Consider the following 20,848-nt stretch of genomic DNA (forward strand, 5'->3'; position numbering starts at 1 on the left):
GGTCGCATACATACTAATAAAAGTACCATAGTGCACGCGTATTTGACAATACATGTGCCTAGAACAAACAAAAAAGGGCTGGAACATTCCAGCCCTTTCTACGCGCTATGATTTTGGTTGACGGGTACCATCAATTGGCTTGGTAATGCTAAGTCTTGTCTTGCTAGCGAGTACGGGACGACGCAGTAAGATTGAGAAAAAGCTCTTGGCATTAAATGGGATAAATGGCCACATATAAGGAGCGTCATAAGACTTCTTCGCAGCCAATAGGATGAGCCATAAGGTGGAGCCAATCACAAAGCCGGGAACTCCAAAAATAGACACCGTTATTAATAAGCCTAGCCTCACGATTCGATTGGCTAACCCTAATTCATAGCTTGGGGTAGCAAACATCCCGATGGAAGCGAGAGCTAGATAGAGGATGACTTCATTGATGAAGAGTCCTGTCTTTACCGCAATGTCTCCAACAAGGATTGCCGCCACCAAGCCCATCGCGGTTGCAAGCGGTGACGGGGTGTGTACCGCGGCCATTCGCATGAGGTCAATCCCAATATCCGCAATCAAAAATTGCAGGAGGAGCGGTAAGGTCCCTTCCTTCTGTGGTCCAAGGAATTCTAAGCCCGCTGGCTTTAAGGAAGGCTCCATCACCATCAGATACCAAAGTGGGAGCAAGAAGATGGACATCATAATCCCAGCAAACCGAACCCACCTTAAGTAGGTACCAATAAAAGGCGTATTTCGATATTCCTCTGCATGCTGGACATGATGGAAAAAGGTCGTCGGTAAGATCATGACGCTGGGTGAAGTATCCACAAACACACAGACATGACCTTCTAATAGATGCGCAGAAACTACGTCTGGCCGCTCTGAATAGCGCACCATGGGATATGGATTCCAGCCCTTATTTACGATCATTTCCTCTAATTGTTTCTCACCTAATGGTAGTCCATCAATCTCTACTTGTTTCATTTTATCTTTAATCGTTTGGACGAGGTTCGCATCCGCAATATCATTTATATATCCAATGCAGACATCTGTCTTGGTTCGCTTTCCGATTTGCATAATTTCTAATTTAAAACGCTCATCGCGAATGCGGCGTCTAACCAAGGTTACATTTGTTAAAAGGGTTTCTACAAAACCATCACGCGAACCTCTGACAACACGTTCTAAATCAGGTTCAGCAATAGATCGGATAGGAAAGGTTTTGGCATCAACGGCGATGGCCGTCGTTACTCCCTCGATAAAGAAGGCGGTCCCACCCATTAACACTTGTCCCACGATCTCAGACATTTTCGTATAATGCTTTACTTGAATATGTGGAATCAGTTTTTCGATGAAAGTTTCCAAGGTATGATGGGCCACTGCCTCACTATCTGCATAGGTCAGACGAGTGATAATGTCCGTCAATACCGTATCTTTGGCGAATCCGTTGCAGTAAAAGATGCCAACGCGTTTAGAGCCAAATACCATCTCTCTCATCACAAGATCAAAGCTTCGATTCAATCCGACCCGCTCTTCCAAGACACGCTGCACATCATGAAGATTCTTCGGAATATCTTCTTCAATCTTCAATTGTTTTTCTTCTGGCGTCATATTCGTAATCGGATTATAAGCAGATAGATTCCCTTCGGCATCAACGGCGAGTGGTTCATCATGATGATCCCGCTTCATTTCTTCCTGAGATTCTTCTGCGTTTCCTTCTTCACTAGATGGACCATTTTTGACAATAAATTTCATTGGTGTGCCACCTTCCTCCGCCCGTTAATAAAATATCCATTCAAATAAGGAGCCAACTACTTTACCGAGAATCATAGCCATTAGTAACATGATTCGGTAGGAATCCATCCCTACTCGTTTGGCCAATATCGGCAGAACATTGACGATTTCAGTCAGTGCTGCGGCAAGTAAGCCTACGAAACAGCCTGCAAATAAGCCAAACAGCGCAGCTCCCATAGGAAATAAGTGCATATGCAAGTCACTGAAATCCACCCAAGTAAACCCTAATGAACCAAGAACAACTGCTGCTTCATAAGCGCGGATTTTGTTAAAGGACCGAGTGATTTGTGCCAATCTAGGAATGATATCCAGCACAACTAAGAAGGCAACCATTCCACTGCCAACCGTAATTCCTCCAGCTAACCCGATAAAAGCAGCAAGGAAAGCCTCCCCAAGCAGCCTAATCACTTCGATTCACCTTCATCATGGATTTTTGAATATTCTTCTGTTATCACATAATGATTAATGTTTTCTTGATACATAAACATTTCAACTTCGAGTGGACTCGGCTCTTCATTAAATTTCTTCTTAAACAAGTGATTAAAGAAGAGAACCATCCCTACTCCGATACCAATCGAATAGGGGATTTGCAAAATAAGCGGATGTTCCACCTTTTTACCCGTCATCAACTCATAAATACGCTGATGAACGTCTAGCATCGAAACATCTGCATGGAAATTCATAATAGCCAGTCCTGAACCAATAAATAAAAGCAACCATACGATTCCGATAAGAAGCGGATTTGCTTTCTTATTATCGGTGTATATTTCTAACAGCACATGTGGTTCACCAAAATGTTCAACCTGCAGCTCTGGAAAACGTTTCTTCACTTTACGAATGATCAAAAGCATATCGATAAGCACCCGATTCCCGTCCTCTTGCTGGGGTTGATGAATGACCAATTCGTTCAGGGCTTGTTCATATTCAGGTTCCACAAATAGCTGTGCAATATGGTGCAGTCTCACGATATGACCTTTACGTACACGCGCTTTGCGGCGAAGTCGAATGTACAAATATTTGTTAACTGCCTGGACCATGGTTCACCCCTCTCAGAGCTTAACAATGACAATTCTGGCTGCAGTCGTCCATGTATAGAAATAGTATGCAAAATCTTTCCTTCGCGTAATCAATTCGAGATCTGGTAAATTCTCCATGCATAAAGTCCGATTTGGCAACGCATGTTAAATAGGGAATACGATTACTTATTCCATATAAAGAAGGTGATAACATGGCAAAATTCGCGCTAACACTCGTCATCATTGGTGCGCTGAATTGGCTTCTAGTTGGGCTTTTCGAATGGGATTTAGTTTCTGCCTTACTGGGAGGGGATTCACATCGTGAATCTTCAGGGTTAAGTCGTATCGTCTATTCCCTCGTAGGCTTATGCGGGATTTACTGCGTAAGATTTTATACCGTTGACCGTTATTCGGCTCGGTAGATTAGAATTCGGTGTACAGGGTACAAGCCGCTCTTCGCCCATGAGAAACTCTTGGGAAATTAGCGGCTAACTGTCTATACACGTAAAAACCGTCCTCCCTAAGGAGCACGGTTTATTCATTCCCTTGTAGGGGAGGTTATTGCGCAATCTGATCTTTAATCGATTGCAAAATCTTTTTCTCCAAACGCGATACCTGCACTTGCGATATGCCAAGCCTGCTAGCGACCTCAGATTGCGTCTGATCACGGAAATATCGGAGATAGACAATGAGTCGTTCTCGCTCAGAAAGCGTCCCGATCGCCTCGTTCAAGGCTAACTTCTCAAACCATTTCTCCCCGGATTCATCCGATATTTGGTCCATGAGCGTAATGGGATCACCATCATTCTCAAACACAGTCTCATGAATTGACGAAAGCGGTTTATTCGCTTCTTGCGCGAAAACAACCTCCTCCGGCGTTATCATAAGCTCCTCAGCAACCTCTTTAATGGTCGGCAACCTGCCTAAACGTTTCGAAAGCTCATCTTTTGTCTTACGAATTTTGTTCGCTAGCTCCTTGAGAGAGCGGCTTACCTTTAATGTGCCATCATCCCGCAAGAAACGCTGGATCTCCCCGATAATCATCGGTACGGCATAAGTTGAGAATTTGACATCATACGATAGATCGAATTTGTCCACGGACTTAAGAAGTCCAATGCACCCGATCTGGAACAAGTCTTCGGCTTCGTACCCACGGTTCAAAAAGCGCTGAACCACGGACCACACCAAGCGGATATTGCAGCTGACAAGTGTTTCTCTAGCGAGTCCATCTCCGGATTGGCTGAGGGCGATTAACCGTTTGACTTCCGAATCGTCTAAATAACTATGAGAAGCATGCTTCAGATCAACATCCATAGATCCTACCCCTAATTGTATAAAGCTTTTTTAGATTCAATTCGCTTCAACATGTTTATTTTCGTTCCGATTCCTACGGCCGTCACAACTTCCACTTCGTCCATGAAATTTTCCATAATGGTAAACCCCATTCCAGAACGTTCGAGTTCTGGTTTCGACGTGTACAGGGGCTCCTTCGCTTGCTCAAGATCAGCAATACCTTCACCCTTGTCTTCAATCGTTAACCGAATGATGTCATCATCAATTTCAGCTGAAATGGTAATGACACCATCCGTTTTATTGTTATAACCATGTATAATCGAATTCGTTACGGCTTCTGACACAACCGTTTTGATATCCGTCAGTTCATCTAAAGTTGGATCTAATTGTGAAACGAATGCAGCAACAGCTACTCGCGCGAAGGCTTCATTCTCTGAACGACTGGCAAACTGCAACGTCATAAAGTTACGTTCACTCATAAAGCAACCTCCAAACTGGACATTGCGTTACGCTCGTTATCTTGAATCGATACGATCTTAAACATACCCGAAAGCTCGAACAAACGATAAACGGCCGGTGAAACGTCACAGACGACCATTTTGCCGCCTTTGCTCGTGATTTGCTTGTAACGACCAAGAATGACGCCAAGCCCTGAGCTATCCATGAAGGAGAGATCTTTCAAACTAAGAATTAAGTGGTGCGTCTGCTCCTTGGCAATCGCATCCTCCATCCTCGCCTTCACACTATCTGCTGCATGATGATCTAACTCGCCTTTCAATCTTACAATCAGCGCTCTTCTACCTTGCTCAAACTCGATTTGCAGGCCCAATATGTTCACTCCCTTCAGGTCATGAACACTAGTTTCTACAAGGCTTCTTGTATTTCCTGCCCTCCGACAAAACTAGAAGAAAACCGCTAAAAGTAGGCAAAATAATCGTCTAATAGCTAATCAGTGTGAAAAAGATTCGAGGTTGTCCGCTTGAATAGCTTCCACCAAGAGGCTTTATCTACGGCTTGAGGAGACTCTAACGGGTACTCTGCCAAGACAGTATCTCCGTTGTACACCATAATTTTACCAATCGGCTGACCTTCGCTTACAGGAGCTCTCAAGCTAGGGTCTAATTGCAATTCATGTCGGATATTCGCCGTATCCGTCCCTTTTTTCATTAAGATACTGTAGTTTTGCTTCGCAACTAAAGGAACTGTGGATACTTGCCCTTTATTTATCGTAAACTGCCCCAAGCTATCGCCAGTTCTGAATAAAGGGTAATTCGTATATTGGGCAAAGGCATAATCAAACAATTTCGTCACTTCGGCGTTCCGCGTTTTGGTATTAGGTTCACCTAACACGACAGCCACGACCCTTAAATTGTCTCTTTTCGCTGTTGCAGACAAACAGAATTTAGCTTCGCTGGTGTAACCCGTTTTCAAGCCATCAGCACCACTATAGAAGCGCACAAGTTTATTGGTATTCACTAGCCAAAATGGCTTAGGTGAATCTTTGCGTAAATAATCTTGGTAAGCACCAGTAAAATTCGTAATCCCTTCGTGCTTCAGCAGCTCTCTCGACATAACGGCAATATCATTAGCCGTCGTATAGTGATTCGCAACCGGCAGTCCATTACAGTTCGAGAAATGCGTATTCTTCATACCAAGCTGCCCTGCACGCTCATTCATCATGGCCACAAAATTTTCTTCTGAGCCAGCAATCTTCTCAGCCATGGCTACTGAAGCATCATTACCAGATGCCATAGCGATACCCTTCAGCATTTCCTGAACAGACATTTGTTCACCAGGTTCTAAGAAAATTTGTGAGCCGCCCATGGAAGCTGCATATTCACTAACACTGACTTTTTCATCCATTTTGATGGTGCCTTTGTCGATCGCTTCCATAATCAGCAGCATCGTCATAATTTTTGTAATACTCGCCGGAGGAAGCTTCGCGTCCTTATTTTTCTCGGCAATGACCGTACCGGTATCCGCATCCATCAGAACAGCAGATAACGCATTTGGCGTTAGATCCACTGGCTGTACCTTGGTTTCCGCCGCATAAATCGCCGGCAGGACCAGCATCACACCTAGTTGTAAACAAATAAAACTGATTAGCCCTTTTTTTCGCATAGCAATTGTACCCCTCCTGAGATGTATGAAGTGAAAGTTTGGCATTTTGCAGCATGAATGACTGCTAATCAGTGTTGACGAATTCCCTCTAAATTATTCCATGAGGGTGAAAATAAGCCATAATGACAAAAAGCACCTTCCCGTAGGAAAGTGCTCTCTCGCAACGCTAACTATTCAATGACATCATAAATCAATTGCTTCTGTGCTGGCTGTGTTGAGGTAATCTGATATGCATTAAGAATCATAGCTTCAACCTCAGTCACATCTAATCGGTTCGCATGAATGGTACAAATGGATTCTCCCACCTGAACGGCATCACCAATTTTCTTATTCAACGTGAGCCCAACCGCATAATCGATCAAATCTTCCTTCTTTGCCCGACCCGCGCCTAACAGCATAGCCGCAATTCCGATATTCTCAGCTTGAATTTCGTTGATGAAGCCAGCTTGCTGTGCGTTAACCTCAATATGATAAGCGGCCGTTGGCAATAACTCTGGCTGATCAACAACGCGTGCGTCACCGCCTTGGCTGGCGATAAATCGCTTGAACGTATCTAATGCCTTACCCTTCGTGATGATGTCACGAACAGCTTCCTGTGCTTCCTCGAAGGAGGTAAACACCTTGCCTAGGACTGTCATGTAAGCTGCTACGGAAATTGCAACTTCCGTTAGCTCCGCATCACCTGTTCCGCGAAGCACATCGATAGACTCTCGAATTTCATTCGCATTACCGATTTCTCGGCCAAGCGGCTGATCCATATCCGTAATCATCGCGATGGTTTTCCGATTCAAGCGAGTTCCGATATCCACCATCGTACGTGCAAGAACGCGCGCATCCTCCACCGTTTTCATGAAAGCGCCCGAGCCTATTTTCACATCCAAAACAATCGCTTCTGCGCCAGAGGCAATTTTCTTACTCATGATGGAGCTGGCGATCAAAGGAATACTATCGACCGTTGCAGTCACATCGCGCAAAGCATAGATTTTCTTATCTGCGGGTGCTAAATTACCGCTCTGACCAACAATCGCAATTTTGTTCGTGTTCACCGCTTCGATAAAAGCTTCCTTCGATAATTCGATCTGAAAGCCTGGGATAGACTCCAGTTTATCTAAAGTCCCCCCAGTATGTCCTAAGCCTCTTCCTGACATTTTGGCCACAGGAATACCCAACGAAGCGACAACTGGCCCTACGATAAGGCTTACTTTATCACCCACACCACCTGTAGAGTGTTTATCGACCTTCACACCAGCAATCTCTGACAGATCAATCATTTCACCTGATCCCGCCATAGCCAATGTAAGAAAGGATGTTTCTTCATCCGTCATACCATTCAAGAACGTCGCCATTAGGAAAGCAGACATCTGATAATCCGGGATCTGCCCAGCCGTGTAGTCCGTAATGATAAACGTAATTTCTTGTTCAGTTAACGCTTCACCAACGCGTTTTTTATGTATTAAATCAACCATTCTCATGAAGAATACCTCCTTTAAATACCATCTTACCTCACATTTAGGAAAATGGAAAAAAGGGAGCTAATAAGCCCCCTCTTATCTGTCATCTATAAAGATTATTGTACAATTAGTTTGGATTTCATTTTGGCATGTCCTTCGCCGCAAGGAAGAACACAATCAATTTCATATGTACCTGGTTTGTCAAACGTAATTTCCTTCGAAGGGTTTTCTTTATCGAGTTTGATATCTAACCCAACAATTTCAACCGCATGTACGCCTTCTTTTAAAGATAAAGATACTTTTGTAGGCTCACCTTTTTTGATTGTGTACTCTGGCGTATCAAACTGCCAGTTTGAAGCAACCAATTTCAGCTGTTGCATTTTACCAGCGGCAGCCTCGGCTTCCTGTGCCTCTTGGCGATCAGAAATATCTTGAAAGAGGACTCCCAGCCCCAATGCGCCCGCAAGTATAAATAATACAAAGAAAATCCACTTTTGCATGCATATCCCCCTCATCGTGTGTTCACTTCATCTATTCTACCTAACATCAGAGAATAATCCCATATCTACTACGTGGCAAAACTTTGACTATTTCGTGACGAATTTGTGAACTGAACTCCATCTTACTATTGCCCATTCACGTGTAAATTACACACGATTCCAGCGATCACTAATTTTGAAGCCACCTGTGTTACCCAGCGGTTTCGATTCAGGTTGCTTCATACGCTGCTGTATGGTTCCACTCTCTGAAAGCTTCCTAATCTCACGAGTAATACGGGTACTGCAACTTACACACAGCTTATGTTCACGAATTGCTTCCGCACAGGAAGCACATTGATAACTCAAATTCGGATAATCAGCAAGATGTAACTTGCCTTCTTTCATCCAAACTTGTAATTGCATATTGGAAACACCTGTAGCAGCACAAACCTGCTCATTGGATGAACGGTAATTTCTACGGAGATAATCCACACAATCCTTCAATTGATCGTTCATGCTCGTGCTGCAATCCATGCATTGGTTGCGTATATTTCTCTGAAACACTCTCCCGCAGCGCGGGCAATTGGCCACCATGAGTTGTTGAGGAACTGCCATGCTCCAACACATCCTTCTATGGAATAGGTAATCTATCTCAGATAGTCCACCATCGAATATAGTTCTAATTAACTACATTCTACCATGTGCCCGGCACAAAAGGATAGGTCTTAAGATGCTCTTTTCCACAAAAAACCATGATTCATCTAATCCAATTTATCCCAATTGCACTTCGCGAACGAATGCTTTTACCAATGCAATAAATTTAGGCTTCGTCCGATTGGCAACAGCCACAACCTGTTCATGCGTCAAAGGCTCAAGTTCTTCACCAATTGCCATATCTGTAATGCAGGAAATGCCAAGTACCTTAAGTCCTGCATGACGTGCTGCAATCACTTCACCTACCGTAGACATACCGATCGCGTCGCCGCCAATACGTGCCAGCATCGTCAATTCTGCAGGTGTGCAATAGGTAGGACCCGTAATTCCAGCATAAACACCCTCTTGCAGTTGCAGCGGAGTACCGTCCTCTCCTACTACAGAAGCTGCTAGCTTACGAGCAAGACTGCGGTATTCACGATTGTACGCTTCGGACATATCCGGGAAACGAACGCCTAGCTCTGCATGGTTCGGCCCAATCAGTGGATTGTCACCTGTCATGTTAATATGATCACTAATCAACATCAAATCACCCGCATGGAAAGAACGATTCATCCCGCCGCACGCGTTCGTCATTACCACGGTTTGTACCCCAATAGCTTTCATTACGTACACGGGGAACACAACTTTTTTCATATCGTAGCCTTCATAATAATGAAAACGACCTTGCATCACGATAACTTGTTTACCTTCTAGGGTACCAACAACAAATCGACCTTCATGCCCCTCAACAGTCGATACAGGGAAATGTGGAACCTCACTATAATCAATTGCAATTGGCTGCTCAACTTGATTCGCCATATCACCAAGGCCAGAACCTAGAACTAGTCCAATGGAAGGTGATACGCTGCCTAGACGCGATTGTATGAAGCTTGCAGCCTCGTTAATTTTTTGTATGTAAGACAATGTCATGATAATCTCCTTTTCTGCTTAGAGCGCCTCGATAATGCCTAGGACTAGCTTTAAGAACTTCGGTTTAACCTTCTCAGTCGTCTCCATAACTTCAGCATGGGATAACGGTTGATCCAGAATTCCCGAGGCCATATTGGAAATACAAGAGAAGCCAAGCACTTCAATGCCCGCGTGACGAGCGACAATTACCTCAGGAACGGTTGACATCCCTACGGAGTCACCACCCAAAGTACGGAACATGCGAATTTCAGCAGGTGTTTCATAGTTAGGACCAAGCAGCCCCACATAGACCCCTTCTTGCAGTTTAAAATCCTGTGTAGCCGCTACATCATGCGCTAACTTGCGCAGACGCTTGCTGTACGCTTCGGACATATCCGGGAAGCGAACACCTAGGGCTGAATCATTCGGTCCAATCAACGGATTGCGGAACGTCATATTCAAATGATCGCTGATGACCATAAGATCGCCAACTTGGTAAGTTTCATTAATCCCGCCTGCAGCATTGGTAACGATTAGTGTCTCCACGCCAAGCTCTTTCATGACACGTACAGGGAATGAGACCGTTTCCGCTCCATAACCTTCATAGGCATGAAAGCGTCCTTTCATCATAAGCACTTGTTTACCCTTAATGGATCCAACAACTAGCTCCCCCGCGTGTCCTTCAACAGTAGAGACCGGGAAATGCGGAATCCGGGAGTAATCAATGACGATAGGCTGCTCAATCAAATCCGCGAGAACACCTAAACCTGAACCGAGAATAAGACCAATTTGCGGTGTAATATTCGTTTCCTTTTTAATAAATGCTGCTGCTTCTTGAATTTCTTGAATCATCGACGTATTTGACATGTCATCATGCCTCCTCAACAAATTTAAACTGCTTCTTATTTCAAAAGGTGCAGGAAGCTCTCACCATGCTCGGTTGGTTGTACGCCAAAGTTCTCAGCGATCGTTGCTCCCAAATCAGCGAATGTCCCCCGTATTCCTAAGGAAACAGGCGATTGGAAGCTTGGGCTATACAGTAAAATCGGCACATACTCGCGTGTGTGATCCGTCCCTGCATGCACAGGGTCATTCCCGTGGTCCGCTGTTAATATGAGCAGATCCTTGGGACCAAGCCCCGCCTTCAGCTGCGGCACATAGGCATCAAACTCCTCTAGAGCTCGTCCATACCCTTCTGGATCACGTCGGTGACCATATAAGGAATCGAAATCTACGAGGTTTGTGAAAGCAAGTCCTTTGAACGATGTTCCCAATACGTCGATCGTCTGCTGAATGCCATCCAAATTACTTTTCGTGGAAGTTGCTTTGGTTACGCCTTCGCCGTCAAAGATATCATTAATTTTGCCAATAGCGATGACATCCCATCCTGCGTCCTTCAATTGATTCATCACGGTAGGCGCGGGTGGCTTAACCGCATAATCATGGCGATTCGGTGTACGTTTGAATGCCCCTGGGGTACCCAGATAAGGTCTAGCTATGACGCGTCCTACTGCAAATTCATCTTGCATCGTTAATCGTCTAGCTACTTCGCATGCGCGATATAACTCATCTAACGGGATGATCTCTTCATGTGCAGCCAATTGAAACACACTATCGGCAGACGTGTAGACAATCCATGCTCCCGTCTTCATTTGTTCCTCGCCAAGCTCATCTAAAATCTCTGTGCCCGAAGCAGGTTTATTGCCAATTACCTTGCGACCTGTCTCTTGCTCGAATTGCGAGATCAAAGCTTCAGGGAAACCGTTAGGAAATACATTAAATGGAGTAGAAATACGAAGTCCCATCAACTCCCAATGCCCTGTCATCGTATCCTTGCCAACAGATACCTCTGCCATTTTGCCATAATAACCTTCTGGTGACGAAACAGGGGGAATCCCCTGAATATCCGCAATTTTGCCTAATCCCATTTGCTGCAAATGGGGCAGTGCAAAGCCTCTGACTTTCTCTGCTATATGACCAAGAGTATGTGCTCCAAGGTCGCCAAACTGTTCAGCATCCGGTAACTCTCCGATGCCTACGCTATCCAATACGATTAAACTAATTCGTTCAAAGCGCACCGATGTCCCTCCAAATCAATCCCTAATTGTAATGATATCCACCCTTCATTATCCCACTTCCAACCCGTGAATGCAAAACAGCAGCAATTCCTAATGGAATTGCCGCCATAATGCCACGCGAGCTATAAATGAGCTCTAGGGTGAGCTCGATTATAAACATCCTTCATTTTAAGCTTCGTCACTTGAACATATAACTGTGTCGATGAAATATCAGAATGCCCTAGCATTTCCTGCACGGATCGCAGATCAGCACCATTTTCGATTAAATGAGCAGCAAAAGAATGTCTAAGCGTATGTGGCGTAATTTCATTCGTGATTTCGGTTTCTACTGCATACCGCTTCATAATCTTCCAGAAGCCCTGTCTCGTCATCCGCGTGCCCAAATGTCCTATGAATAGGGCATCTTCTTCAGTCGATCTTTTCAGGAGTTTCATGCGATATTGCTTCATATACGTATCCAACATTCGTATGGCAATACCGCTTAGAGGGATCATTCTTTCCTTCTCCGCTTTGCCAACACATCGTATGAAGCCCATCTCCAGATTCACATCTGCGATATTCAATGAGACGAGTTCAGATACACGAATCCCTGTTGCGTAGAGTAATTCTAGCATCGCTTTATCTCGTGCACCATTTACTTGCTCAGACTGAGGTGCTTCAAGCAGTTTCTCAACTTCATGAATGCTCAGTATTTTCGGAAGCCTTTTTTCAAGCTTAGGCACCTCGATGAATACGGAAGGATCCGAATCAATGATTCGTTCTTTCACCATATATTGAAAAAAAGAGCGTAAGGAAACGCGAATACGTGAGAGGGTTGCTGAAGCTCGTCCGAGCGTTTTTAACTGTGCTAAATAGCTTGCAATTTGCATTTTCCCGGTCTCTCGCCAGCTTGTAATACCTTGCACCTCAAGATACGTAACAAATTGAAGGAGATCTCTTTCGTAGGATTCGAGTGTATTCCGTGAAAGACCTCGTTCAGTCGTCAAAAATCGGATGAAGGTTTGCACCTCACTCGTCATAATGTCAGTCTCTCCCTCGTTTACCTGCTATACTTGCCTATAACTATCAACGTATAGCATTCCACAAGGCTAGATGAAATCCCTTTATTTTTCGCTTTACTCACCATACCAGTAGAACAAACGTAAACGCTCACTCATCGAACTCGAATCAAAAGAGACATGTTCACTTTGTCCGAATACTTTGACGGATTTACCCGTCGGCGCTTTATACTTGTTCACAGGCTGAATCCAACCGGAAATGGCGAGCAATACTTGATATAAAACGACCGTCAACGCGACAAAAACCAAAATATACTGTAATCGAACAATTAATTTTCGATAAGAAAATATCATAGCCCTGCCCCCATGTCTATTCCATGTCTTAGGAACAGAATATGAGGCTCGGCCTATGATTATGACAAGTCAATCAATTTGGTGTACGGCATACCAAGCGCCTCTGCAACCGCCGGATGAGTAACACTGCCTTTGTAGGTATTCACACCTAGCTGTAGCGTGTAATTCTCCGCCAAGGCCTTCGTGAAGCCTTTATTAGCTAACTCCAAGGCATAAGGCAACGTCACATTCGTCAATGCAAGCGTCGAAGTTCTTGGTACAGCCCCTGGCATATTGGCTACCGCATAATGAAGCACACCGTATTTCTCATACGTGGGATCACTATGAGTTGTCACCCGATCGATCGTTTCGATGGATCCGCCTTGATCGACGGCTACATCCACGATGACCGCCCCCGGTTTCATGCTCTGCACCATCGCGGACGTCACTAATCGCGGTGCTCTCGCCCCAGGAATCAAAACTGCACCTATCAGCAGATCCGCCTTCTGAACGGCGCTCGCGATATTATACGGATTGGACATCAACGTGCGGAGATGTCCTCCAAAAATATCATCCAGCGCTCGCATGCGGTCTGCACTGCGCTCAATGATTACGACATTAGCACCAAGACCTAGCGCCATTTTGGCTGCGTTCGTGCCAACAATTCCGCCGCCTAGAATAATGACATCCGCTGGTGGAACACCGGGGACACCGCCTAGTAAAATACCGCGGCCACCATAAAACTTCTCCAGATAATGAGCGCCAATCTGCACAGACATCCGGCCCGCCACTTCACTCATTGGCGTCAGCAATGGCAGCGACCCATTCGGCATCTGAATCGTCTCGTAAGCTATGCCCGTTACTTGCTTCTCTAATAACTGAGTAGCCAAATCGCCAGCTGCAGCTAAATGCAGATACGTAAATAGAATCTGCCCTTCTTTAAAATAGCCATATTCGGCTGGCAGCGGCTCTTTCACTTTCATGATCATATCGCTCTGTGCCCAAACATCTGACGCATTGGCGATAATTGTCGCACCTTCTTGTTTATAATCCTCGTCAGCAAAGCCACTACCAATGCCTGCTCCCGCTTCGACCAATACACGATGACCAGACATTTGCAGCATACCTGCACCGCCTGGCGTTAAGGCGACACGATTTTCATTGTTCTTAATTTCTTTAGGAACTCCAACGACTAGGCATGGTTTTGACACACTCGCCACCTTCTTCCTTCTGTTCATTCGTCTATAATGTACCCCTACTCCCCTGCCAATTATGTGACGGAACGTGATTACCTTACTCCTATTTATCATATGAGAAAAATACAAAAATGCCTGTATGCAAGTGACAGCATACAGGCATTTTCATAATTTGAACAGTTTCCTTACAGAGACTGTTAGTGGGATTTCTCCAATGAGTCCGGTTTCCCTCGTTCGGTACAGCGGTAGCAAATACCTTGAAAATCAAGTCGATGATCTAGGACTTGAAAATGAAATTCAGTCTCTAACCGTTCTTCGAAAGGTCCGAGCCAATCTTCCATAATTTCATCTACGGCTCCGCATTGCACGCAAATCAAGTGATGGTGATGATGGCGTGAATTATCGTCACGCAAATCGTAACGGGCCACACCGTCGCCAAAATTCATTTTCTCCAAGACATGCAGCTCACTCAGTAACTCCAAAGTACGGTAGACAGTTGCTAGACCGATCTCTGGCGCCTTATCCTTCACAAGCATAAACACATCTTCTGCACTAAGATGATCTTGTTCATTTTCCAATAAAACGCGAACAGTCGCTTCCCGTTGAGGCGTAAGCTTGTACCCCTGAGATTGCAGTTGTTGCTTAATTTTCTCGATCCTTGTTTCCATATGCCTCCCCCTCAGAAAGGTGGGCATCCTAGCCCAGTTTTAGCCACTCTTTTCATTATAGGGGGAGCTTACTTACAAAGTCAAACAGAATCACAATTCATTTCATTCCCCATAAACCCCTACCAGCATTGGGGTTACCCATTTCATCATGTATTGGGAGAAGTATCCTTCTAATAATGCGGCTGCTAAGAGGCAGCCACCCATCATTAAAGTGATTGTTGTATATCTCATGAAAGGTTGGTAAATGTTACCACTCCGACTCATGATTCGATGTTTAATCATATAGAGAGAGAATGACATCGCGGCCACGCTGCAGAATAAAATAGCCGGAATCACAATTAAATTCTGTGGAACGACGGCCACAAGCGCGAAGAGCATTCCTTTCCACGACATCTGCCCCACCAAGTAGCCTACCGTGAAGCCGATCAATACACCTTTTAGAAAATCTAGTACTAAGATCAACGGTAAACCAATAATGGATAGACCAAATAACCAGATCAATAAAATCCACTTCATATGCATGCCAAATGCTTGGCTAAACGATTGCTGGCTATCAATTTCGATACCTTCATTGATCTCATGGAAGAAACTGCCTAAGTGGCGTGTCATCTCGGTCCTTTGTTCCAATGAAAGAGCATTCACCATGACAGCACCGAACACTACGCCAATAACAAAGAGCACAGAGACGAATATAAATAACGGCAAATTATCCTTCATATATTGTTTCATCGTTAAGTTCCTATTCACACTCGCCACTCCTTCCTTGTACAACCTCTACAAAGACAAGCTTATGAGCGAGAAGTCAAAACTATGAATGATTTTTCTCCACATAATAATTTACAAGTTTCCGATATACGGAATATCAAATTCTTATTGGCGATAAAAACTACATACAAAACGCGGTCGCTCACCCTTGAATTGCTTCGATTGAAGTTTTTCTCACTTTGCCGTATTTTCCTCCGCCACCGACTTCAAGCGTTAAGGTTCCTTCCCGAGCTTGTACGATATATGAAGTAATTTCTTCCCCAACGACATCTACTAGTTCTTCAGGCTTCGCATGATGTAAGACATGCATTTCCGTTCCGAACCTGCTTAGCAGCTGCTCAAGCTTCTTAGGCCCTAACCCTGGCAGATACTCTAAGGGAACTTGAAAATGGTACGGAGGACGATGGTCAGGTTGATAGGACTTCTCACGATCTGCGATCGCCATAATCCGATCCATCACGCCACGAACAATCTTAGGACTACCGCAATTCATACAACGCTCGACTGATGCAGCTCCTTCATCCAGAACAGCCTCACAGAGGCTGCAATACGTTCGATGATACTTGCCTAATCGTGAATTCAACCCGTAGTTCGCCGTGACGCCTCGACCTTCCTGGCGCTCTAGGGCTTTGACTAATTCGACGAAGGTCGGAGCAGCAAGCCGCATTTGATTGTATTCACGACCTATTTTGGCAAGAGAATGCGCGTCAGAGTTCGTCAGGTAGGTAAAATCATCGAGTTCCGAGATCAATCCTGCCATGTCGGAATCCGCGCTTAAACCAAGTTCAACCGCAGGAACTTGATTTACATCAAGCAACTCATTCATCGAGCTTACAGCGCTGCCATACACGCTCTTGTGCGGCGTAAAGATGTGCGCAGGGATCAGAATACCACCTCGACCTATTACCTCTTCCTGAAGCACACGAGCAGGCACATAAATACGCTGAGAGCTAAGCTCCACATTTTTCATGTACCGGCTCATCCATGTTGTAAATTCCTGCATCACCTGCAGGGTGGGCATATAGGCCAAAACGTGAGCAGGACCCATCCCAGGGTCCCTTACTTCAATTTCGCTTCCTAGGATGATCGATGTCTCCCGATAGCGAATACCTCCGCCTTCAAGCTCCATCATCTCCCCCTTATCCAAATACATCATAATCTCCTCTTGGACGGAAGGAGAATGGGTATCAATGATGGAGATCATTTCCATCCCTTTTCGGTTCGCAGCTTCATGAGCAATGTTGAAAAAAGTGAGATTATTGGCTGCACTAATTTTGACAGCTTGCCCCTTCTCCGTTCGACCAATGTGAATATGAAGATCTACGTAGTAATCCTTCAACATCTAGATCTGACCAGTCAGCTTATACAGTTGCCACGCGTAAACAGCCATGATTGTCTTAGCATCGCTGATACGGCCTTCACGCATATACTGCTGTGCTTGCTCCAAGGTTATAGCCTCACAATCCAAGAATTCATCGTCATCCGGATTCGCCGTTCCCTTCACTAGATCCTCTGCAATGTATAAGTGAATGATTTCGTCTGCAAAACCTGGTGATGTGTAGAACGAACTAACCAAGCGAATGTTATCTGTTCGAAACCCTGTCTCTTCCTCAAGCTCACGCAAAGCCGCTTTCAAGGGCTCCTCTCCACTATCAAGCTTACCTGCAGGGATCTCTACCTGACTCTTCTCTAGTGGCTTACGGTACTGCTCAACAACAATCATCTTATCACCTAAGAGTGGAATGACCGCGACAGCACCTGGATGCTTCACAATCTCACGGGAAGCTGTTCCTCCATTCGGCAATCTGACCTGATCTACTTGCAAGGAAATGATTTTACCTTTAAAAATCATTTCACTACTCATTGTCACTTCTTCAAACTTTTTATGTTCTGTCATTTGAGCACCTCATCCATATAAAGTTGGCATAACTTGTCCACTTTTTGCATATCGTTCATTATATGAGAAAACTTCTATCGAGGCCATTCAATGATGAGCGACCGCGTCTAGAGGTAAGTTTTATCGCCAAATAGAAAGACGTTTTCGGGAACCGAAAACTTATATTTTCTATTGTGGTCAAATATTTTCCTGAAAAGAGGGTCTCCCTATGAAGAGCTATGTGAGTGATAAACAAATTCGACTTGTGGGTAAAGCCTGGGAAGTCAAACATCAGCTTGGGCAAATGCTTCTGCAAGGCGATCCCAAAGTAACCGTTGTTGATTATCTAGCTGGATTACCTACTCGTTCTAATACGAAGGTACAGGGGCATTCCGCTCGCATACTCCCATTCCCCTTGGCTGCCAACTAATTCGCATATAACTAAAATAATAAAACGAAAACCGATTAGCCGCGCCAATTGGCGGACGAATCGGTTTTTTATTGTACCAAGTACTAAACCTTGGCCGCTTCTTTCACTAAGGCAACGACGAGTTCTGCAGTTTTGACGAGATCACTTATCGCGATACGCTCTTTGACCGTATGAATCTCTAAATAACCAACGGCCAAATTCACAGTAGGGATACCCATGCCATTGAAAATATTCGCGTCACTTCCACCACCTGAGTGGAATGTTTGCGCCGTAAGACCTATCGTACTCATTGCACGAGACGTCAATTGCACAATCGGTGCTGAATCGTCATGCATATAGGATGCATACACGATATCCGCATGGAACTCACATGTCGTTCCCGCTTCCGCAGCGGCAGATTCACATGCTTGTTTCATTGCTTCAATCTGCGCTTCCAGCTTATGCTGAACGATACTGCGCGCTTCAGCTTCCATTTTCACTTTGTCGCATACCACGTTCAGTGGTCCTACGCCAGAAAAGCTGCCAATGTTCGCAGTCGTTTCATTATCAATTCTGCCTAGAGACATGCGTGAAACGGCTTTGCTAGCCACTTGGATGGCTGAGATCCCATCTTCCGGATTCACTCCCGCATGAGCGGATTTGCCATGGAAAATGATCTCAATTTCCGCACGTCCAGGTGCTGCAGTTGCAATAGCGCCAAGGTTGCCATTGGAATCTAGCGCGAATCCAAACTCAGCTTCCATGCTGCTGCGTTCCATCGCACGAGCGCCTTTCAAGCCGCTCTCTTCCCCAGCTGTAATGATGAACTGAATACGACCATGCAGGATATTTTGTTCTTTGAGAACTAAAATCCCTTCGATCATTGCCGCAATTCCTGCTTTATCATCGCTTCCAAGAATCGTCGTGCCGTCTGAGCGAATGTAACCATCTTCCCCAATTTGCGGTTTGATGCCATTGCCAGGCGCGACTGTATCCATGTGTGACGTAAAGAAAATGGTTGGAATCGCTGCGTTACTGTCTGTTGCTTCCAATGTGCAAATCAAATTGCCAGCGCCGTGACCGCTTTTGGACATCGAGTCATCCTCAACAACCTGCAAGCCTAGCTGACTGAATTTTTCTTTGAGAACGACACAAATGTTTTGCTCAAATCGCGTTTCACTATCCACCTGAACTAAGGATATGAACTCTTTAATTAAACGATCTTGTTGAATCATGTACTTTCCTCCGATACACACTTTGAGTTACAATAAAACGGTACAAGCTTGGATGATAAAGGAGTGAATCCCGTGCTACAAAATAAGAAATGGTTTAAAGTTGTTATTTACATTATGCTCTTCGTTATGCTGTTATCCAGTATATTGTTTACAGCCGGTCTGTTTTTCACATCTTAAACCATTAGTAAATTTTAGTATCCGCGTTGTAGCTTTCTAAATTTTCTTTCACTCTCTGCAGGAACCTTCCACAGATCACACCATCAAGAATACGGTGATCGAGCGATAAGCAAAGGTTAACCATGGAACGAACCGCTATCATATCTTGAATCACGACAGGCTTCTTCACAATCGATTCAAACGTCACAATCGCTGCTTGTGGGTAGTTAATGATTGGGTACGAGAGAATCGAACCGAAGGAGCCTGTATTATTTACAGTAAACGTACCGCCAACCATATCATTCAGCGATAATTTCCCCGCACGAGTTTTCTTCGTCAACTCATCAATTTCCCTAGCTAGACCTGCGATATTCTTTTGATCCGCTTTCTTAATGACTGGGGTCATAACGGAATCTTCCGTCCCAACGGACAAGGAAATATTAATATCGCGTTTCACGATAATTTTATCTACAGCCCATACGGAGTTAATAATTGGGTAATCTTTAATCGCATTGACGACCGCTTTCAGCATGAACGCTAGGTAAGTCAAGTTGATTCCCTCACGACGCATGAACTCATCCTTCACCTTGTTCCGTAAAACCACGAGATTCGTCACATCGACTTCGATCATTGTCCACGCATGTGGAATTTCCGTGACGCTTTGTCGCATTTTCGTAGCAATCGCATTACGCATTGGCGTTACATCAATGAAATGTTCATTCCGTACATCGAGATTGTGGCCTTCTGCTTCGCTCAGCGGGGTCTGAGGACTCGCTGACAAATGGATGCCTGAGCTGCGAACGGGCTGGTTCACTGGCTCTTCCGCAGCAACTGGTGCTGCAGGAGCTGTTGGCGCCGCAGCTTGAACCGCTGCCGGTGCCACCGCATTGGCTCCGCCAGATGCGATGAAGGTCTCAACATCCTTACGGGTAATCCGCCCGCCAAGGCCAGTACCCGGTACGCGTGACAAATCCACGCGATTATCTTGGGCAAGTCTATGGACCGCTGGAGAGAAGCGGCCACGCATGCTTTGATCCGCGTCGTCTTCGGAGACGACTGCAGATGCAGAGACAGCTGCTGGTGCAGCGGAAGTGCCTGCCGAAGAGTCAGCTGGCTCTTCAATGATACAAATCGCTTCACCTACCGCAGCGGTTTCACCGTCACCGACAATGATTTTGATCAGCTTGCCTTCAATGGGACTCGGCATTTCTGTATTTACTTTCTCTGTGAATAGCTCACATAGAACGTCATATTGCTCAATATAATCGCCTGGCTTTTTCAGCCATTTGCCGATAGTAGCCGAAACGAGACTTTCCGCCAAATGCGGAACAGTCACCTCGGTGAGGCGGCCAGTTTGGTTCATAGAAGTACCTCCTAATTTCGGGAAAGATCA

Annotated in this window: 25 protein-coding genes; 3 read left to right on the forward strand and 22 right to left on the reverse strand. The window is 45.0% G+C overall.

The features are described from left to right. Positions 1-105 precede the first annotated feature (105 nt). Genes AC58QM_RS06000 through AC58QM_RS06010 form a run of 3 tightly spaced genes read right to left on the reverse strand, consistent with a single transcriptional unit; the run spans position 106 to position 2,813 of the window. Positions 106-1,737 carry a spore germination protein gene (locus AC58QM_RS06000; protein WP_497282211.1) on the reverse strand — a complete coding sequence of 544 codons (1,632 nt, stop codon included), beginning with the start codon at positions 1,735-1,737 and terminating at the stop codon, positions 106-108. 24 nt (positions 1,738-1,761) lie between these two features. After that, a complete protein-coding gene (locus AC58QM_RS06005; RefSeq protein WP_497282772.1) occupies positions 1,762-2,175 on the reverse strand; it encodes a stage V sporulation protein AB in 414 nt (137 codons plus the stop codon). 5 nt (positions 2,176-2,180) lie between these two features. Then, positions 2,181-2,813, reverse strand: a complete 633-nt coding sequence (locus tag AC58QM_RS06010) for a stage V sporulation protein AA (protein ID WP_310223360.1) — start codon at positions 2,811-2,813, stop codon at positions 2,181-2,183. Between the two features lie 191 nt (positions 2,814-3,004). On the opposite strand from AC58QM_RS06010, the gene AC58QM_RS06015 reads away from it, so the two are divergent. Next, on the forward strand, positions 3,005-3,214 hold the full coding sequence (locus tag AC58QM_RS06015; RefSeq protein WP_310223357.1) for a DUF378 domain-containing protein: 210 nt from the start codon (positions 3,005-3,007) through the stop codon (positions 3,212-3,214). Between the two features lie 136 nt (positions 3,215-3,350). Here AC58QM_RS06015 and sigF read toward each other — a convergent pair whose 3' ends face one another. The 17 genes from sigF to AC58QM_RS06100 all read right to left on the reverse strand — a co-directional run bounded on the left by sigF (position 3,351) and on the right by AC58QM_RS06100 (position 17,676). Beyond that, positions 3,351-4,106 carry an RNA polymerase sporulation sigma factor SigF gene (sigF, locus tag AC58QM_RS06020; protein ID WP_028554229.1) on the reverse strand — a complete coding sequence of 252 codons (756 nt, stop codon included), beginning with the start codon at positions 4,104-4,106 and terminating at the stop codon, positions 3,351-3,353. A gap of 11 nt (positions 4,107-4,117) precedes the next feature. After that, positions 4,118-4,564 carry an anti-sigma F factor gene (gene spoIIAB / locus AC58QM_RS06025; protein WP_497282214.1) on the reverse strand — a complete coding sequence of 149 codons (447 nt, stop codon included), beginning with the start codon at positions 4,562-4,564 and terminating at the stop codon, positions 4,118-4,120. After that, positions 4,561-4,914: an anti-sigma F factor antagonist gene (spoIIAA, locus tag AC58QM_RS06030; protein WP_310223353.1), complete on the reverse strand. Its 354-nt coding sequence runs from the start codon at positions 4,912-4,914 to the stop codon at positions 4,561-4,563. Before spoIIAA ends, spoIIAB begins: the two co-directional genes overlap by 4 nt. A gap of 116 nt (positions 4,915-5,030) precedes the next feature. Next, positions 5,031-6,206, reverse strand: a complete 1,176-nt coding sequence (locus AC58QM_RS06035) for a D-alanyl-D-alanine carboxypeptidase family protein (protein WP_497282216.1) — start codon at positions 6,204-6,206, stop codon at positions 5,031-5,033. Between the two features lie 170 nt (positions 6,207-6,376). Further along, positions 6,377-7,678 carry a pyrimidine-nucleoside phosphorylase gene (locus tag AC58QM_RS06040; RefSeq protein ID WP_497282218.1) on the reverse strand — a complete coding sequence of 434 codons (1,302 nt, stop codon included), beginning with the start codon at positions 7,676-7,678 and terminating at the stop codon, positions 6,377-6,379. A gap of 95 nt (positions 7,679-7,773) precedes the next feature. Beyond that, positions 7,774-8,157: a cupredoxin domain-containing protein gene (locus AC58QM_RS06045; RefSeq protein ID WP_056614567.1), complete on the reverse strand. Its 384-nt coding sequence runs from the start codon at positions 8,155-8,157 to the stop codon at positions 7,774-7,776. Between the two features lie 147 nt (positions 8,158-8,304). Beyond that, positions 8,305-8,751 carry a flagellar protein gene (locus tag AC58QM_RS06050; RefSeq protein ID WP_497282220.1) on the reverse strand — a complete coding sequence of 149 codons (447 nt, stop codon included), beginning with the start codon at positions 8,749-8,751 and terminating at the stop codon, positions 8,305-8,307. A gap of 156 nt (positions 8,752-8,907) precedes the next feature. Continuing rightward, complete coding sequence (locus tag AC58QM_RS06055; protein WP_497282222.1) at positions 8,908-9,762, reverse strand: purine-nucleoside phosphorylase; 855 nt, start codon at positions 9,760-9,762, stop codon at positions 8,908-8,910. Positions 9,763-9,780: 18 nt separating this feature from the next. Beyond that, positions 9,781-10,608 carry a purine-nucleoside phosphorylase gene (locus AC58QM_RS06060; protein ID WP_497282224.1) on the reverse strand — a complete coding sequence of 276 codons (828 nt, stop codon included), beginning with the start codon at positions 10,606-10,608 and terminating at the stop codon, positions 9,781-9,783. A gap of 35 nt (positions 10,609-10,643) precedes the next feature. Continuing rightward, positions 10,644-11,819, reverse strand: coding sequence for a phosphopentomutase (gene deoB / locus AC58QM_RS06065; RefSeq protein ID WP_497282226.1), 1,176 nt, complete (start codon positions 11,817-11,819; stop codon positions 10,644-10,646). Between the two features lie 122 nt (positions 11,820-11,941). After that, positions 11,942-12,838, reverse strand: a complete 897-nt coding sequence (gene xerD, locus AC58QM_RS06070) for a site-specific tyrosine recombinase XerD (RefSeq protein ID WP_497282228.1) — start codon at positions 12,836-12,838, stop codon at positions 11,942-11,944. Positions 12,839-12,934: 96 nt separating this feature from the next. Then, positions 12,935-13,171 carry a DUF4227 family protein gene (locus tag AC58QM_RS06075; RefSeq protein ID WP_497282230.1) on the reverse strand — a complete coding sequence of 79 codons (237 nt, stop codon included), beginning with the start codon at positions 13,169-13,171 and terminating at the stop codon, positions 12,935-12,937. Between the two features lie 59 nt (positions 13,172-13,230). Next, positions 13,231-14,361 carry an alanine dehydrogenase gene (ald, locus tag AC58QM_RS06080; protein WP_497282232.1) on the reverse strand — a complete coding sequence of 377 codons (1,131 nt, stop codon included), beginning with the start codon at positions 14,359-14,361 and terminating at the stop codon, positions 13,231-13,233. A 182-nt stretch (positions 14,362-14,543) separates the two neighbouring features. After that, the gene (gene fur / locus AC58QM_RS06085) at positions 14,544-15,014 is read right to left on the reverse strand and encodes a ferric iron uptake transcriptional regulator (protein ID WP_497282234.1); all 471 of its coding nucleotides are present in this window, start codon (positions 15,012-15,014) and stop codon (positions 14,544-14,546) included. Positions 15,015-15,116: 102 nt separating this feature from the next. Further along, positions 15,117-15,761, reverse strand: coding sequence for a stage II sporulation protein M (gene spoIIM / locus AC58QM_RS06090; RefSeq protein ID WP_497282235.1), 645 nt, complete (start codon positions 15,759-15,761; stop codon positions 15,117-15,119). A gap of 160 nt (positions 15,762-15,921) precedes the next feature. Beyond that, positions 15,922-17,121 carry an endonuclease Q family protein gene (locus tag AC58QM_RS06095; RefSeq protein ID WP_497282237.1) on the reverse strand — a complete coding sequence of 400 codons (1,200 nt, stop codon included), beginning with the start codon at positions 17,119-17,121 and terminating at the stop codon, positions 15,922-15,924. After that, positions 17,122-17,676 (reverse strand): NUDIX hydrolase, encoded by a 555-nt coding sequence (locus tag AC58QM_RS06100; protein WP_497282239.1) that lies wholly within the window; start codon positions 17,674-17,676, stop codon positions 17,122-17,124. 208 nt (positions 17,677-17,884) lie between these two features. Here AC58QM_RS06100 and mciZ point away from each other — a divergent pair, with 208 nt between their 5' ends. Then, the gene (mciZ, locus tag AC58QM_RS06105) at positions 17,885-18,085 is read left to right on the forward strand and encodes a Z-ring formation inhibitor MciZ (protein WP_497282240.1); all 201 of its coding nucleotides are present in this window, start codon (positions 17,885-17,887) and stop codon (positions 18,083-18,085) included. Positions 18,086-18,168: 83 nt separating this feature from the next. Here the strand turns inward: mciZ and AC58QM_RS06110 are convergent, their stop codons facing one another. Next, on the reverse strand, positions 18,169-19,299 hold the full coding sequence (locus AC58QM_RS06110; RefSeq protein WP_497282242.1) for a M20/M25/M40 family metallo-hydrolase: 1,131 nt from the start codon (positions 19,297-19,299) through the stop codon (positions 18,169-18,171). A 72-nt stretch (positions 19,300-19,371) separates the two neighbouring features. On the opposite strand from AC58QM_RS06110, the gene prli42 reads away from it, so the two are divergent. Next, positions 19,372-19,476, forward strand: a complete 105-nt coding sequence (prli42, locus tag AC58QM_RS06115) for a stressosome-associated protein Prli42 (protein ID WP_497282243.1) — start codon at positions 19,372-19,374, stop codon at positions 19,474-19,476. A gap of 4 nt (positions 19,477-19,480) precedes the next feature. Here the strand turns inward: prli42 and AC58QM_RS06120 are convergent, their stop codons facing one another. Next, positions 19,481-20,818 carry a dihydrolipoamide acetyltransferase family protein gene (locus AC58QM_RS06120; RefSeq protein WP_497282244.1) on the reverse strand — a complete coding sequence of 446 codons (1,338 nt, stop codon included), beginning with the start codon at positions 20,816-20,818 and terminating at the stop codon, positions 19,481-19,483. Positions 20,819-20,848 lie beyond the last annotated feature (30 nt).

This window comes from Paenibacillus sp. J22P165, assembly GCF_059692015.1.